Source organism: Plesiomonas sp. ZOR0011 (genome assembly GCF_000800945.1).
In the GTDB taxonomy this organism is placed as follows: Bacteria; Pseudomonadota; Gammaproteobacteria; order Enterobacterales; family CAMTGL01; genus Plesiomonas; species Plesiomonas shigelloides.
Window position 1 is genome coordinate 1 of the sequence record NZ_JRKB01000031.1, and the last position, 14,923, is coordinate 14,923.

12 protein-coding genes and 2 pseudogenes are annotated in these 14,923 nt (G+C 46.6%); 9 read left to right on the forward strand and 5 right to left on the reverse strand.

Annotated elements, in window-relative coordinates:
• Window positions 1-193: 193 nt before the first annotated feature.
• Window positions 194-304 (reverse strand): annotated as a pseudogene (locus L975_RS17550) (transposase); the annotation flags it as partial.
• 422 nt (window positions 305-726) lie between these two features.
• On the opposite strand from L975_RS17550, the gene kdpA reads away from it, so the two are divergent.
• The 5 genes from kdpA to L975_RS05395 are packed head-to-tail and all read left to right on the forward strand — an operon-like array spanning window position 727 to window position 8,268.
• The gene (gene kdpA / locus L975_RS05375) at window positions 727-2,403 is read left to right on the forward strand and encodes a potassium-transporting ATPase subunit KdpA (RefSeq protein ID WP_047707622.1); all 1,677 of its coding nucleotides are present in this window, start codon (window positions 727-729) and stop codon (window positions 2,401-2,403) included.
• Between the two features lie 2 nt (window positions 2,404-2,405).
• The gene (gene kdpB, locus L975_RS05380; protein ID WP_047707605.1) at window positions 2,406-4,457 is read left to right on the forward strand and encodes a potassium-transporting ATPase subunit KdpB; all 2,052 of its coding nucleotides are present in this window, start codon (window positions 2,406-2,408) and stop codon (window positions 4,455-4,457) included.
• Between the two features lie 10 nt (window positions 4,458-4,467).
• Window positions 4,468-4,992, forward strand: a complete 525-nt coding sequence (locus L975_RS05385) for a potassium-transporting ATPase subunit C (protein ID WP_047707606.1) — start codon at window positions 4,468-4,470, stop codon at window positions 4,990-4,992.
• The gene (locus L975_RS05390) at window positions 4,982-7,585 is read left to right on the forward strand and encodes a sensor histidine kinase KdpD (protein ID WP_047707608.1); all 2,604 of its coding nucleotides are present in this window, start codon (window positions 4,982-4,984) and stop codon (window positions 7,583-7,585) included. The genes L975_RS05385 and L975_RS05390 overlap by 11 nt, the downstream gene beginning before the upstream one ends.
• Window positions 7,585-8,268, forward strand: coding sequence for a response regulator (locus L975_RS05395; protein ID WP_047707611.1), 684 nt, complete (start codon window positions 7,585-7,587; stop codon window positions 8,266-8,268). Before L975_RS05390 ends, L975_RS05395 begins: the two co-directional genes overlap by 1 nt.
• Window positions 8,269-8,434: 166 nt before the next feature.
• Here the strand turns inward: L975_RS05395 and yiaA are convergent, their stop codons facing one another.
• Genes yiaA through L975_RS18080 form a run of 3 tightly spaced genes read right to left on the reverse strand, consistent with a single transcriptional unit; the run spans window position 8,435 to window position 9,997 of the window.
• The gene (gene yiaA / locus L975_RS05400; protein WP_047707613.1) at window positions 8,435-8,875 is read right to left on the reverse strand and encodes an inner membrane protein YiaA; all 441 of its coding nucleotides are present in this window, start codon (window positions 8,873-8,875) and stop codon (window positions 8,435-8,437) included.
• Window positions 8,876-8,877: 2 nt separating this feature from the next.
• On the reverse strand, window positions 8,878-9,672 hold the full coding sequence (locus tag L975_RS05405; RefSeq protein ID WP_177326618.1) for a DUF2145 domain-containing protein: 795 nt from the start codon (window positions 9,670-9,672) through the stop codon (window positions 8,878-8,880).
• 10 nt (window positions 9,673-9,682) lie between these two features.
• Window positions 9,683-9,997, reverse strand: coding sequence for a hypothetical protein (locus tag L975_RS18080; RefSeq protein WP_156121104.1), 315 nt, complete (start codon window positions 9,995-9,997; stop codon window positions 9,683-9,685).
• A gap of 1,050 nt (window positions 9,998-11,047) precedes the next feature.
• Here L975_RS18080 and L975_RS05410 point away from each other — a divergent pair.
• Both L975_RS05410 and L975_RS17915 read left to right on the forward strand, forming a co-directional pair.
• Complete coding sequence (locus L975_RS05410) at window positions 11,048-12,391, forward strand: SPFH domain-containing protein (RefSeq protein ID WP_047707615.1); 1,344 nt, start codon at window positions 11,048-11,050, stop codon at window positions 12,389-12,391.
• A 174-nt stretch (window positions 12,392-12,565) separates the two neighbouring features.
• A pseudogene (locus L975_RS17915) lies at window positions 12,566-13,149 on the forward strand (IS1 family transposase).
• Between the two features lie 42 nt (window positions 13,150-13,191).
• Here the strand turns inward: L975_RS17915 and L975_RS18085 are convergent.
• Window positions 13,192-13,464 (reverse strand): hypothetical protein, encoded by a 273-nt coding sequence (locus L975_RS18085; RefSeq protein WP_156121106.1) that lies wholly within the window; start codon window positions 13,462-13,464, stop codon window positions 13,192-13,194.
• Between the two features lie 620 nt (window positions 13,465-14,084).
• On the opposite strand from L975_RS18085, the gene L975_RS05415 reads away from it, so the two are divergent.
• Together L975_RS05415 and tssD are read left to right on the forward strand one after the other, a co-directional pair.
• On the forward strand, window positions 14,085-14,291 hold the full coding sequence (locus tag L975_RS05415) for an AlpA family transcriptional regulator (protein ID WP_047707617.1): 207 nt from the start codon (window positions 14,085-14,087) through the stop codon (window positions 14,289-14,291).
• Between the two features lie 343 nt (window positions 14,292-14,634).
• On the forward strand, window positions 14,635-14,923 hold a 289-nt coding region (tssD, locus tag L975_RS05420; protein ID WP_047707619.1), incomplete at its 3' end, for a type VI secretion system tube protein TssD.

Sequence of the window (14,923 nt, forward strand, 5' to 3'; positions counted from 1 at the left end):
TGGTAATCCTGCTTCATGCTGCTTTAGTGCAGAAACAATCTGTTCAACTGAAAACCGTTTTGATTTCATGATAGCTCTCCTAGTGAGGTCTTTATCATGCCGAATTTCATCATCACGGTGGTTCTTTTTATTGGGGGACCGTCACTTTGAGTCTTTAACATCTGATGCTTCCATATTTGGCCTTTCAGTTTTAATAAGCCGCATCGGGTATGTCATATTCATGGCAGACGTCATTGACCTTCTGACCTGCCTCTACTTCCTTCAGAATCCTGACGATTTGTGTTTCTGTGTAGCGTGATTTTTCATCATGCGATCTACGTTTGTTTCACTGAAAACGGAAAGGCTCTAACTCATAGTTATTAGTTTTCTGGGGAGGGTTACAGCTTGGATATTGGCGCTGAATGTACAGGCGAACGAGGAGCCATCGCAATCATTCGGCTGCGTGTAAGACGGATAGTTTTATGTCCATTTAGGGTGTGAGCCCAGTGCCGGATGCTGTACGCAGCAGAGGAAAAAGGCCGTCATGCTTAAGATTTTACGCAAACTTTACGCGTAGCCCATCAGGCTTTATAGCCGCTTTACGCCACATTTTTATAGGCTTTAGGTGACCGATTTTTTTCGAATGGAGTCACTATGAATGAGCTTTATCTGTTGCTGTCTTTGGCGCTGGCCGGCTATCTGGTGCGAGCGCTTATTTGCTCGCATGAGTAAGGGAGCTAAATGATCATGTGGCAACTTTATGTTTTCCCTTCATTATTTTTACTTCTGCTTTTAGCCCCTGCGCCGTGGTTAGGCCGTTACATCTACCGTGTATTTGAAGGTCAGGTGCACTGGTTGGCGATGCCAGAGCGTTTAACCTTGGCGGCTTGTGGAACCGATGGCCGTGAGCAGGATTGGAAAAGTTATACCGTCAGTTTGCTGGCGTTCAATGTGGCTGGATTTACGCTGCTGTTCATCATTTTGATCGCGCAAGGGGTGTTACCGCTTAATCCAGAACAACTGCCGGGCATGAGTTGGCAAATGGCGTTCAATACTGCCGTTAGCTTTATGACTAACACCAACTGGCAGGCTTATTCTGGGGAAAGTGCGCTGTCTTATTTCAGCCAAATGGTGGGATTAACGACCCAAAATTTTGTGTCTGCAGCAACTGGCGCTTGTGTTGCGGTGGTGCTGTTCCGCGGGATTGCGCGTCAGCAAACCACTCATTTGGGCAATTTCTGGGTCGATCTGGTGCGTTTTTGCTTGTATGTCCTGCTACCTCTGGCGCTGATATTGGCGCTCATTCTGGTATGGCAAGGCGTGCCACAAACCTTATCGGCGTACTTACCTTTTACTGGGGTTACCGGTCAGGAGCAAGTTCTTCCGTTAGGCCCTGCGGCCTCACAGATTGCGATTAAACAGCTTGGGTCAAATGGTGGGGGCTTTTTTGGCATTAACTCGGCGCACCCGCTAGAAAACCCCACCGCGCTGAGTAATTGGTTTGAGATGGTTGCGCTGCTGTCTGTCGCGGTAGCCATGGTGTTCACTTTGGGCGATTACACCAAGAACAAAGCGCATAGCCGTGCGCTGGTGATCACGATGGGCTTGTTGTTGGTGGTCGGTTTGCTGACGGTGTTGTATCAGGAAACCGCTGCCGATCCGACTTTACACGGATTAACCGCGCAACTGGGCAACTGGGAAGGCAAAGAGAGCCGTTTTGGCCCGATCCTATCGTCTATTTGGGCGACAGCCACAACCGCCGCCTCTAATGGCTCGGTGAATGCCATGCATGACAGCTTTACCCCGTTAGGCGGTATGGTCGCCATGTTCAACATGCTGCTCGGCGAAGTGATTTTTGGCGGGATTGGCGCAGGGATCTACGGCATGTTGCTGTTTGTTCTGCTCACCGTCTTTTTATGCGGCTTGATGGTCGGGCGCACCCCTTCTTACCTTGGCAAGCGCTTAGGTATTCGGGAAATGAAATGGGTGGTAGCCAGCATGTTGGTGATGCCGGTGGGGGTCTTGGTGCTCGGTGGGATCACCTTATTACTGCCTAGCTCGGCCGCCGTTATCGGCCATGATGGGCCACACGGCTTATCGCGTCTGATGTATGCCTACGCCTCGGCCGCTGGCAATAACGGCTCCGCCTTTGCCGGATTTGGCGCCGCTGATAACTGGCAGTGTATTGCTATCGGGCTGGCGATGTTACTGGGTCGTTTTGGCTATATCGTTCCGGTCATGGTGATTGCCGGTCAGCTGGCGCGCGCGCCGCAAATTGATGCGGGGAATAGCGATTTTCCACTGAGTGGGCCGCTATTTATCACTTTACTGATCATGACGATTTTATTGATTGGCGGGTTGTCATTTTTACCGGTGTTGGCATTAGGGCCGGTTGCTGAGCACCTGATGCTGGGAGCGTTTTAATCATGAGTAAGCCAGTAGTATTGAATCATTCGGCATCGGCAACGCGTACTTCGCCATCGTTGATGTGGACGGCCGCGTGGGAGGCATTACGCCGTTTTAACCCGAAAGCCCTGTGGAACAATTCCATTTTGTTTACGCTCTGGTTAGCCGCGCTGATGGCAACCATCGAATCGATGCTCGGACAACCGATCTCCGGCGTAGCAAACCAATTGGCTTGGCAGTTGACGGGGTGGTTGTGGCTGACCTTGTGGTTTGCCAACTTTGCGGAAACCTTGGCCGAAGGGCGTGGCAAGGCGCGGGCGGATAGCTTAAAAGCCGGCATGAGTCAGCTACAAGCCTATAAAGTGGCAGCGGCAGGCTCTCGACGTGGTGAGTGGCTTGCGGCAACTGAATTGCGCAAAGATGATTTAGTGTTGGTACGCGCCGGTGAAACGATCCCGGCGGATGGCGAGGTAATCCAAGGGATTGCATCGGTCAATGAGGCGGCCATTACCGGTGAGTCAGCTCCTGTGATCCGCGAGTCAGGTACCGATAAAAGTGGCGTGACGGGTAACACCTTGGTGGTATCTGATCAAATTTGGGTGCGGGTTACCGCGAATCCGGGTGAAAGTACGCTCGATCGCATGATTGCGTTGGTAGAGGGCGCCAAACGGCAGAAAACCCCTAATGAACAGGCGTTGAATGCCCTGTTGGTCGGCTTAACGCTGATTTTTCTGTTAGTGGTGGTCACGTTGCCGTGGTTTTTAAATTATAACCAGACTCAAGTGCCACGCTTGTACCTGATTGCTCTGTTTATCACCTTGATCCCAACCACCATTGGTGGCTTGCTCTCCGCAATTGGGATTGCTGGTATGGACCGGCTGGTGAAATTAAACGTGATTGCCAAATCAGGGCGCGCGGTTGAGGCGGCTGGCGATGTGCGAACCTTATTGCTTGATAAAACCGGCACTATCACGTTCGGTAATCGTATGGCGGATGCGTTTATCGCGGCGCCTGGTGTCAAAGCGGAGCAACTTTACCTTGCTGCGATGTTAGCGTCATTAGGCGACACCACGCCGGAAGGAAAATCAATCTTGACGCTGGCGGGGCAGCATGTGGCTATCCCGCAAAGCGAAGAGGGCGATCAGCTGATCTCATTTAGCGCCGAAACGCGGCTGAGCGGCTTAGATCGCGCTACTGAGCATTACCGAAAAGGAGCGGTGGATGCGGTGCTCAGTTTCCTGCATATGACCCGTGAGCAAATGCCTGAACCTTTGAGTCAAGCGGTCAACCAAATTGCACGCCAAGGCGGAACGCCACTGCTGGTGTGTACTGAGCGCCGGTTATTAGGGGCGGTGTGTCTTAAAGACATCATCAAACCTGGCATCAAAGCGCGCTTTCAGATGCTGCGCCAGTTGGGGATCCGCACGGTCATGATCACGGGGGATAACCCACTGACCGCGGCGGCGATTGCGGCAGAGGCCGGTGTGGATGATTTCATCGCGGAAGCAACCCCAGAGAAAAAACTGGCTTATATCCGCCAAGAGCAAGCTGGAGGACGCCTCGTTGCTATGTGTGGTGATGGTGCTAACGATGCGCCAGCCTTGGCGCAGGCCGATGTGGGACTGGCGATGAATGAAGGCACGCAGGCCGCCAAAGAAGCGGGCAACCTCATCGATCTGGACTCCAATCCGACCAAGTTGCTCGATGTGGTGCAGGTCGGTAAGCAATTGCTGGTCACGCGCGGAGCACTGACCACCTTTTCGATTGCTAACGATGTGGCCAAATACTTTGCGATTTTGCCTGCACTGTTTATCGCCGCTTATCCGCAATTGGCCGTCTTGAACATGATGCAGTTGCACAGCCCACAAAGCGCCATTTTGTCCGCCATCATTTTTAATGCGTTGGTGATTGTGGCGTTGGTGCCTTTAGCCCTGCGCGGAGTCAATCTCTCCGGCTCGGCGGCGGTATTACTGCGCCGTAACTTACTGATTTATGGCGTAGGTGGATTGATCGTACCGTTTATCGGCATCAAGTTGATTGACTTGTTAGTCACCGCACTGGGCTTGGCATAAGGGGATAACCATGATTGCGATACGCACATTATTGACACTGACATTGCTGTTGGGCGCGGGTTATCCGCTTTTGGTGACTGGATTGGCACAGCTGCTGTTCCCTTGGCAAGCCAACGGTAGTCAATTACACGCGGCCGACGGCAGGCTGATTGGTAGTGCGTTGCTTGCTCAACCTTTTAGCGGTGAACGCTATTTTGTGAGCCGGCCATCCGCCAGTAACTATGCCTCGCTAGGTGGCAGCGCCAGTAATTTAGGCATGTCGTCACCGCTGCGGCAAGAATTTGCGCAGCAACAAGCTCAGCAGGGATTTCGCGATATCACTCTACTGACCCGTTCGGCTTCTGGGATCGATCCACACTTGCCGGTAGCAGCGGTGCAAGAACAAATCGAACGGGTAGCCAAAGCGCGGAATATGTCGCCGAGTCAGCTGCAGAGCATGATTAAATCTCGTCAGGAATCAGGTATTCTGGGACCCTCCGTCATCAATGTGCTGGAGCTGAATTTGCTCCTCGATAAGGATTATCATGCGGGATGATGTTCGCGCAGATGCGTTACTCGCCAGTTTGGAAAATGAGCAAAAAGGGAAGCTGAAAGTTTTTCTGGGGGCGGCACCAGGCGTAGGCAAAACCTACGCCATGCTGCAAGCGGTGCGCGAGCAATTCAACGAAGGCACGTCCATTCTTATCGGGGTTGTCGAAACACATGGCCGGCGTGAAACGCTGGCCTTATTAGACAAGTTGCCGATGCAGGCACGAAAAACGGTGTACCACCGCAACCAACGCATCGAAGAGATGGATTTAGATGCATTGCTTGAGCAAAAGCCGGCATTGGCGGTGGTGGATGAGTTGGCCCATTCCAATGCACCGGGCAGCCGCCATGAAAAGCGCTGGCAGGATGTGCAAGAGTTGTTGGCGGCGGGCATTGATGTCTATACCACCCTCAACGTCCAACATCTAGAAAGTTTAAATGATCTGGTTTGGCAACTGACCGGAGTGCGGGTTAAAGAGACGCTACCGGATCAAGTCTTGCTCGATGCAGACAGTTTGGTATTGATAGATTTGCCGCCCAAAGAATTGCTGGAGCGTTTGCGCGAAGGCAAGGTGTATGTGCCGCATCAGGCCAAAACGGCGCTACAGTCATTTTTTTCGCTCAATAACCTCACGGCACTACGTGAGCTGGCGATGCAAACCGCGGCCAGCCATGTGGAAGGGGATTTGCAGTTACAATGGCAAGCGGCAGGTAAAGCGACGCAACCTTTGCGTGGCAAATTGATGGTCTGTCTGGGAACGCAGCAGGGGATGGCGCTGGTGCGCTATGGGCATCGTTTTGCCCAGCGACGTCAACTGCCGTGGCTGGTTTTGCATGTGGATACGAATGGGCAAACCAGCGTTGAAACAGAGCAGGCGTTAGCGTTGGCATCGCAGTTGGGGGCAAAGGTACTCACACTATCCAGCCCGTCGGTCGCCGATGCGATTCGGTTAACCACCGAGCAGCAACAAGTGTCACAATTGCTGCTTGGCAAACCGCATAAAATTCCGTGGCGGCCCTCATTAGTGCAATATTTGATTCGCGCTACGCAAGGGCTGGAAATTACGCTGGTGGATGTGGCGCAGACGGCCGATGTGGTCTCTAATCCTAAGCGCAAAGATAAGCTTAATGCCGCCGGAAAATGGCGCGATTATGCTATTTCCGCTGTGATTATGGGTAGTACCACGGTGCTGGCATGGCTTTTATCCAGTTGGCTGCCAGATAGCTCGATTCCATTGATTTTTGTGCTGGGCGTAATGACCACAGCCCTGAGTACCAGTTTACTGCCTGCGACCTTAGCGTCTATTTTCGGTTTTATTGCGCATAATTTGCTGTTTGTCGATCCGCTGTACTCATTAAAAGTCAGCCGACACAGCGATCTCCTTACTTTGTTGGTTTTGCTGATTGTTGGCATGACTGCGGGTCGTTTAGCATCCCGACAGCGAAAACAGCTGATCAGTTTGCGCGAAAGTCAGCATCTAGGGAATGCGTTGTTAGCCCTTAACCAAGCTCTATCGAAAGCCAATAACAGCGAGGAAGTGGTACGTTTGGGTAGCGAAGCGATTGCTGGAGCATTGCATATCGCAGTAGTGGTGCTGGATCAAGATTATCTGGAGCACAGCGGCAATAGTCTGGCTATCTCGGGACAAACCGATAAAGCTGCGATTGATTGGTGTCTAGCTAAAAAGCAAAGTGCTGGGGCGTTTACCGCTACCTTAAATGCGGCAGAGTCGCAGTATCATCCGCTGACCGATCATTTGGTATTAGGGATCCGCTTATTAAGCCCTCTTTCTGCCGGTGCCGAGCGCCAATTACAAGCTTTGTTATCCGATATGCGTGCGGCGTTAGCACGTATCGATTTAGATGAGCGCTTAGCCGACAGCCAATTGCAGGCCGAAACGGACCGCATGCGTGCAGCTTTGCTCTCTTCGGTTTCGCATGATCTGAAAACGCCATTGGCGACCATCATGGGGGCTAGCGGTACGCTGCTGGCGTATGACGAAAAAATTCCGCCTGAAGAAAAAAACGATCTATTACAGTCAATTCAAGAAGAAGCCGCGCGCTTGCGCAGCTATGTGCAGAATTTACTGGATATGACACGCATTGGCTCACCGGATTTTCAGCTCAAACGCGAATGGGTGGCGATTGAAGATCTTGTGGATGCGGCCTATCACCGCTTACAGGCTGCGTGGCGCCAACATAAATTGCTAATTCACATCGACCAAAATATTCCATTGCTGTATGTACATGGCGCGCTGATCGAGCAGGTATTGGTTAATGTGTTTGATAATGCGGTCCGTTATTCACCGGCCGGAACACCGATTGAATTTAAGGTCGTACTCGCGCTACCAGATATCATTATCGACATTATTGATATGGGCGCCGGTATTGCCGACGCGGATCGAAGTAAGATTTTTAACTTGTTTTATACCCAGCCGGTGGGAGATTGTGGCAGCCGCGGCACCGGCCTTGGTTTAGCTATTTCCCGCGCTATGATAGAAGCACATGGCGGCAAAATTTGGGCTTTCCCCGGCGTGAATAAAGTGGGAACCTGTATGCGCATCTCACTTCCTGTTGGACTTAACTCTCCGGAAAAATAATGACTCATATACTCATTATTGATGATGAACAAGCGATTCGCCGCTTTTTGCGTATCAGCCTAATTGCTGAGGGGTATACGGTTACAGAAAGTGTTGGAGTAATGGATGGCATTGCTCAATTTCGCCACACTAATCCAGAATTAGTCATTTTAGATCTGGGTCTGCCGGATGGCGATGGGATCCAAGTTCTACAGGAAATTCGCAAACACCATCAAACCCCTGTTTTAGTCTTGTCTGCACGTGATTCAGAGCCGGATAAAGTATCGTTGCTTGATTCTGGGGCAAATGATTACATGAGTAAGCCTTTTGGTATTAACGAAATGATGGCGCGGATCCGAGTGTTGTTACGCCAGCGCATCGGCTTAGCCAGTAATACCGAATGCAGCTTCCCAGAATGTGGGTTAACCTTGGATATTAATAGTCACCAGGTGACCTTACATGGCAATGAAATTAATTTATCGCGCAAAGAGTTTGCCTTACTACAAGCTTTGATCAGTCATCCGGGAAAACTGCTATTGCAAACGCAACTACTGAATGATATCTGGGGGCCGAGCCACGTAGATGATACTCATTATTTACGTATTGTAGTTGCAAACTTACGCAAAAAACTCGGTGATAACTCTCAGGAGCCTATTTTCATCAAAACAGAGCCAGGCATCGGGTATTGTTTTATTGGGAAGTAGTGGTGTTGGTTGTTGTCATGCCTGAAGGGTGATCGTTGGTGGCTACCTGCAGTTAAACGATGAAAGTTTGTAGCTGTAAAATCAAGTCGCTTTATAGTAAGCGACTTGATTTATAGGCTAGAGCCTTGCCTTTGATGTTAATTAATTGTTTCTGAAATAATAAGAATTAATTTTCATCTAACATTTGTGGAATGTCTTCTTTTAGCTCATCACGACTTGAGCTTATCTGATCACGCTCATTTTTTTGCATGGTGGCGCTAGAAAATAATGCCAGTAAAAAAGACATAATATAAAAGCCTTTTTCACTTAACAAAAGAGTAGCGTTCCACAATCCAATCAAGAAAAACGCTAGCGATGAGACTGTTGCTATCAGACAAATAAATTTATATTTATCACTAACGTAGTTTCCATCTAATTTATCTCGGAGTACCTTCTGAAGGCTAATTGCAGAGAATAAACCAAATAATAGACAGATTAGATAATAGCCTTTTTCATTAAGCTCCATCTGGGCGTTCCAAACGCCAATAAGGTAGGCTCCAATTGAGGCAATGAGGCATGCTATGGTAGCTATTTTATATGAGTTAGATACAGTGTTGGAACTCATCATTATTAGTCCTTTACTAAGTGATATGTTGCATCACTCAACTGGTATTCATTCATAAAGTTGGCAATGGTTGTAAATGTTGCTGTAACAATGGGGCCGTTTTGATCACGTGTAGTAAAGTCCTTCACAAAAAGTGGGCCAAGTAGAGTTTTCATTGTGCCTAGATTGATCTCTTGTGGTTTGAAATAGGCTTTGATGTTGGCTTTTATTTGCTGATAGTCATTGGTGTTGTAGATGGCACTGGTTAAGACATCTAGCGTAAACTCAGTGCAGTTTTGATATTCATCGTTAAATGGGTTAGCTACGACAGAATATTTTTTTACGTGTAACCTCTTGTAGGTATCAGAGGTAATGACATCAAGGATTTTGTTCTGTAGCGAAGGTTTTGGAATAATGATCCCTGCTTTTAGTGAATCCACACCCGCAAAAAAATCTGGAGGATAATCATTAACCAAATCACTGGTATCAATAGCTCCTGCTCGCTGGTAAAGGTTATAGACTTGATATCCCGGAATCTCTCGGCCATCAGATGTCTTGATTTTGGAGTAGACCCAGAATGCAACATGTGTGTAGTGTACGTTAGGAGGTAATTCTTTCTCTGGACGGCCTATACGTGACACAATGGCCACACGGGCTCCTTTTGCTGCGAGTGATCGCTCTATTTTCTTTGAAAATGTGATGAGCTCTTCGGTAGAGAAGTTTTTGCCTACTTGAGCATCGCCACGATCTGAAAATCCGCCAGCGTAAGCAGAGCATGAAAGAGTCGCAGATAATATGAGTGCTGCTTTATTCATTGACATGGTGAGAGCCTTATTCAGTTTTTGGTGGTGGCCCTGCGGTAACGGCTTCTTCTGAAATAGGGAGTGGTTCATTTGTTTTTCCAAGTAATTTATTGCCTGCTTTTTCGGCTACAGAACCGACAGCTCCTATGCCTTTAAGGGGGACTGCGGCAACTCCACTTGCTAATTGTCCAGATGCCGCTGTGCCTTCTAGCGCTGAATAGCCACTCGCGACTACCGCTACTCCTCCAGCCGATGCTGCATTACCTGCGTGTTCTGACAATCCTTGGGCGGCAAAGCTGCTCCATGGGATCAATGCTGCTCCTAAGAGTAGAATTCGCTTCATAATTGGTATCCTTCAACCAAATTAGTGTGATCGAATGAAAAGTAATCTCTCATCGCCATCATAGTTATGATGGCTCGAAATACAGGTCGCGCGATTTAGCTGGATATCTGCATATTGCGCTGAACCAGAAGTACTGACTGTATTTGTCATCTTGCTAAAGCTCTTGGCTGAATGTGTGAATTTTCAGTCATAAATCTTAAGGTGAAGACAGTACCTGCATAATCAGTACTCAAATGCCTCAAGCAATTTACGAGCCATTCTTATAAGTCCTTTATTATTAATGTGTTAGCGTAAAAATTGCGGGTGTGGTTTCAATGTTGAGCAATAAGTTGCTCGTAATGGATATATGAGCTGGTAATAGTTGCTTCGCTGGATGTATATACTGATAGGTGAGCAATCCATTGCGCACAACAGAGCATAAGTCTGAATTATATGGCGATGTGGAGTACGGTACGAATTTTATTTGCTTTGAAAATGGGGAGCTATTTTCGATCTTCAATAGGATTTGCAATGAAGTGCGTAAACCTCTTACTTAGCGAGTTTTATGGCTTTGCGCGCAATGTGTTGCGCAAAAATCGGGGTTATGTCCTTCATTTGCAAAATATGCCAGCTATTTATATGGTCTTGCGCAATATTTTGCGCATCGTGATCTCGGTAAGTTTGATTTATCCTTAATGTGTTGATTTTGAATGATATTTATTTTGGCGCGGAATTTGCTATGTAGAGTAAATTCAGTGAATAGGGGTTAAAGAATCTATCATGTCAATGATACGACATCGATAATAAGACGCTTGGTTGCATAAGTATTTTTGAGTTCTAAGCCGACGGTGTGTTTTTGGATCGGTTACAAATGGTGGCGGCCGAAAGTGGGCCTAGAAATTTTATAACGGATCCCGGTTATTAAGAGATATATAGTGATTAATATCGGAGTGTTATTATGAATAAAGCACCTTATTAAATCAGTATTCCGACCAATTAGAGATTGTTTGTTTTTATGCGCCATGGTGGTGTTTAAGTAGTTTTACTATAATAATGAATATTGAGGGTTGTATGTTTGAGTCGATAATGTTGGGTGTGTCTGAATTGACTGTGGTAGCCGGTCTGTTTGTTGTTATTGTACTAATACCTCTTTTTTTTCGAGTCGTGGTCGACACAAATAAGGTACATATTGTACAAAGTAAAAAGAGAACAACTTCATATGGTGCAGGGATGGATAAAGGGAATGTCTATTATAACTGGCCATCTTGGATTCCGGTGATTGGTGTAACACGTATTATCTTGCCAGTGAATAACTTCGCGCTGCAGTTGGATGCGTATAAGGCATATGATAAAGAAAGAGTACCGTTTGAGTTAGATGTTACAGCATTTTTTAGGGTGAAGGATACCAATCTTGCCGCAGAGCGAGTTGCAAATTTTGATTCTTTACATGAGCAATTAAAATCTATTGTGCAAGGTTCTGTTAGAACAATTCTTGCTTCACACGATATAAATAAAATAATGACTGATCGTGCAACTTTTGGGCGTCAATTTACTGAAGAGGTTAAGATGGAGTTGGAAAGTTGGGGCGTAGAACCAGTTAAGTCAATGGAGTTGATGGATATTCGTGATACTGAAGATAGCCGAGTTATAGCTAATATCATGGCAAAAAAATCATCTTTTATTGAGATGGAAAGTCGAGTTGAGGTTGCCCAGAATACCAAAAAAGCACAGGCAGCCGAAATTGATGCTGAGCGTGAAGTTGAAATGCAGCGCCAAAGCGCTGAGCAGGCGGTTGGACAGCGTACAGCTGAAAAGGATAAAGAGATAGGTATTGCCCGAGAGCTTGCTCAGCAGAGTATCAAAGAGCAGCAAGCCGAGACAGAGAAAAAGGAAATAGATATTCGTCAGGTAAAAGAAATTGGTGATGCGAATATTAAAAGACAGGCTGCAATTATTGAAGCAGAGCAGCAAAAAGAGACAATGATCATTTGCGCCAATGGTAAGTTAGAAGCGACAAAACGAGAAGCTGAGGGCGTGACAGTGGATGGTGAAGCGCAGGCCACAACGTTAAAAGCCTTACAGATGGCCCCTGTCGCAGCACAAATAGAGTTAGCAAGAGAAATTGGTTCTAATCATAATTATCAGCAATATTTGGTTGCGCTAGAGGTTGTTAAGGCATACCAGCGTGTTGGTGAGGAACAAGCAAAAGCGTTAGCCGAGGCTGAAATGAAAGTCATGGTTAATGGTGGCGATGTTCCAGCGGGAGTAAAAAATGCTATGGAACTATTCTCTCCTCAGGGAGGACAGGCCTTTGGTGGAATGCTTGAAACCTTGAGTCAAACTCCAACGGGTAAGTCATTGCTCGATAGTTTAGGGAAAAAATTCTTAGCACCGGAACAGACTGAAGCTAAATAACAAGCTCTCTATGTTTAATAAAATAGCCACACAATATTGCTAATCAATATTGTTAATATAGTGGGGTATACTCATTTTATGATATGCCCCTATATAAACGTAGCCACATCAGTGATACAGACTGGTAGTGACTCAAAATTAGTGTCGTTGTATTATTCGTCTTTTGGATAATAAATGATGAAGATTGCTGTGGTTTGCCCCTGTTGCACCAAAACTCAGGGTGTCATCCGTAATGGTCATTCCACTTCAGGCACTCAGCTCGATCGCTGCAAGCGCTGTCTGAAAACCTCCCAGCTCAACTTTCAATATAACGCAGAAATCCAATACCCATCAATCTATTATTGATATGGCAATGAACGACTCTGGATGTCGTGATACGGCACGGGTTCTTGATATCGGCCTTAACACAGTCCTCCGCCATCTAAACAATTGGGTCTGAGACCGCGAGCACACCACCTAGAGCCGGGAGCCGAAGTCGTTATCTGCTTCGAAGCTGATGAACAGTGGTCATTTGTTCGTTGTAAAGGCAATCCTCGCTGGCTCTTCTATGCGAATGACCGATGCTTGGCCGCTATATCGGACGCAGCTGGATTCAGCCCACCATGTTGTCAGCAAAAAATACACCCAACGCATAGAGCGCCATAATTTGAATCTGCGTATTTATCTTAAACGACTGATCCCAGAGAACAATCAGCTTCTCTAAATCAGAAGAAATGCACGATAAGGTTATCGATTGGTATCTGACGATTAATTATTAGCACTAAGTTGGCATCATTACCTAAAATTCGAAAATAACGAAATCACGGAGTGATGACGGTGTGGTATTTTTCATATGTAACCTCTCCGCTTACCGGATCTATCCTTTGTTCAACGTAATGTTGATGTTCCTCAAGTTCTTTCCATTCAATGTGCTCTTTTTTTTCTAATTGAGGCTCATCTATTTTTAGTTGGTAAGGTGCTTTAGGCTCCACTGCTGGGGCGGTATAAGAGAGATTGAGTGATAGCGTTGCGCTTGATGTGACTGGTAGTGATGCTATGGCGTAAATTATTGTAATAATTGTGTTTCTGTTCATGAATCATCAACCCTTATCGATTTTAATATGAGCTAAACAATGGGGCTTATAATTTTATTGCGACCCTAAAAAACAAAAATATATGTTTTTTTGAAGGTTCTTAAACTGGTTGGCCTTCAAACCGAGGTAACTAGCTTACGTCGAACGCAGTCACCATAAACAGTTCTTTCAGTGTAGCCTTAACTGGCTAGCTACTTCAAGAACGGCATAACCTGAATCTGCGGACTCATCTTAAGTGGCTTACTAGAAAACAATGACGCTCCCCCAATAAAAATGGGGGGCTGTCAAAAACAAGGAGAGAGTAACGGCATGGAGCAATCCAGAAGGAAGGGACGATATGCTGTACATATTGAGCTATCTAAGCAAGCAACATCAAAAGCCCGACGAATTAATTTATGAGTGCAGTGCTGTTCCACCGAAAGGAGGAATCCGTGGAAGGAAGCGTAACAAGTCCAGTGATATATCTTCGTTAAGTACTTTATAGCCGACATACAGCACCAGTGATGTCGCAGAGCCTGTTCCGTCTGTGAGTAAAAAAGTACGTCAATGACATATCGTTTGAAGAAGTTCGCTAACACAAATCTCGGACTTCTTCTCCCTTTCATTGATGGAGAAAAACGATGTCTACTGAACACTCAATTCTGAACGATCAATTTGTTAATATGGCATTCATCACCAAGTTAACGGGGTTAACAGATAAGTGGTTCTACAAGCTAATTAAAGACGGTGAGTTCCCTAAACCAATCAAATTAGGCAGAAGCTCGCGCTGGTTAGAAAGTGAAGTAGAGGCATGGTTACAAGCAAGAATCAAACAGTCTAGAGCTTAATTACTATATTTATCATCTTATTAGATAGCGATGGCGCACTTTTATTTACTGAGCATGTATCTGCAAACGGACCATTTATCTCTGTCAGTTCGCATACCAACCAACTCAGACTAATCTAGCTGTTTGAGCGAATTATTGCTCATTATTCAGAGCAATATTCTGCCCAAGCAACTTATGCCGGTTGTTTAACCAATAATGCGCAATTTCTTGCTCAAATTGGTGTGATCTGAATAACGCACATTTATATACTGTTGATTTATAAGGATTTAATCAGATGGCATAAAGAATGCTATGGCTTTGATGATTAGGAGCCATCCTTAGCTATCATTTTAGGAGCATCGCAATGCCAACCCCATGTTATATCTCTATTGAAGGCAAAACCCAAGGTAACATCACTGCAGGCGCGTTCACCGCTGAATCCGTGGGTAACATCTTTGTACAAGGTCACGAAGATGAAATGCTGGTACAAGAGTTCAAACATATCGTTACCGTACCGACTGACCCACAGTCAGGTCAGCCTGCAGGCCAACGTGTTCACAAGCCATTCCAGTTCACTGTGGCGCTGAACAAAGCCGTTCCTTTGATGTACAACTCTCTGGCCTCCGGTGAGATGCTGCCAAAAGTAACCTTGA

What these genes read in the sequence shown, in the direction of transcription:
- L975_RS05385 (WP_047707606.1), top strand. Translation starts at nt 4,468, where the DNA reads ATGATTGCGATACGCACATTATTGACACTGACATTGCTGTTGGGCGCG.
- L975_RS05415 (WP_047707617.1), top strand. Translation starts at nt 14,085, where the DNA reads ATGTCTACTGAACACTCAATTCTGAACGATCAATTTGTTAATATGGCA.
- L975_RS18080 (WP_156121104.1), bottom strand. Translation starts at nt 9,997, where the DNA reads ATGAAGCGAATTCTACTCTTAGGAGCAGCATTGATCCCATGGAGCAGC.
- yiaA (WP_047707613.1), bottom strand. Translation starts at nt 8,875, where the DNA reads ATGATGAGTTCCAACACTGTATCTAACTCATATAAAATAGCTACCATA.
- kdpA (WP_047707622.1), top strand. Translation starts at nt 727, where the DNA reads ATGTGGCAACTTTATGTTTTCCCTTCATTATTTTTACTTCTGCTTTTA.
- L975_RS05390 (WP_047707608.1), top strand. Translation starts at nt 4,982, where the DNA reads ATGCGGGATGATGTTCGCGCAGATGCGTTACTCGCCAGTTTGGAAAAT.
- L975_RS18085 (WP_156121106.1), bottom strand. Translation starts at nt 13,464, where the DNA reads ATGAACAGAAACACAATTATTACAATAATTTACGCCATAGCATCACTA.
- L975_RS05395 (WP_047707611.1), top strand. Translation starts at nt 7,585, where the DNA reads ATGACTCATATACTCATTATTGATGATGAACAAGCGATTCGCCGCTTT.
- L975_RS05410 (WP_047707615.1), top strand. Translation starts at nt 11,048, where the DNA reads ATGTTTGAGTCGATAATGTTGGGTGTGTCTGAATTGACTGTGGTAGCC.
- kdpB (WP_047707605.1), top strand. Translation starts at nt 2,406, where the DNA reads ATGAGTAAGCCAGTAGTATTGAATCATTCGGCATCGGCAACGCGTACT.
- L975_RS05405 (WP_177326618.1), bottom strand. Translation starts at nt 9,672, where the DNA reads ATGTCAATGAATAAAGCAGCACTCATATTATCTGCGACTCTTTCATGC.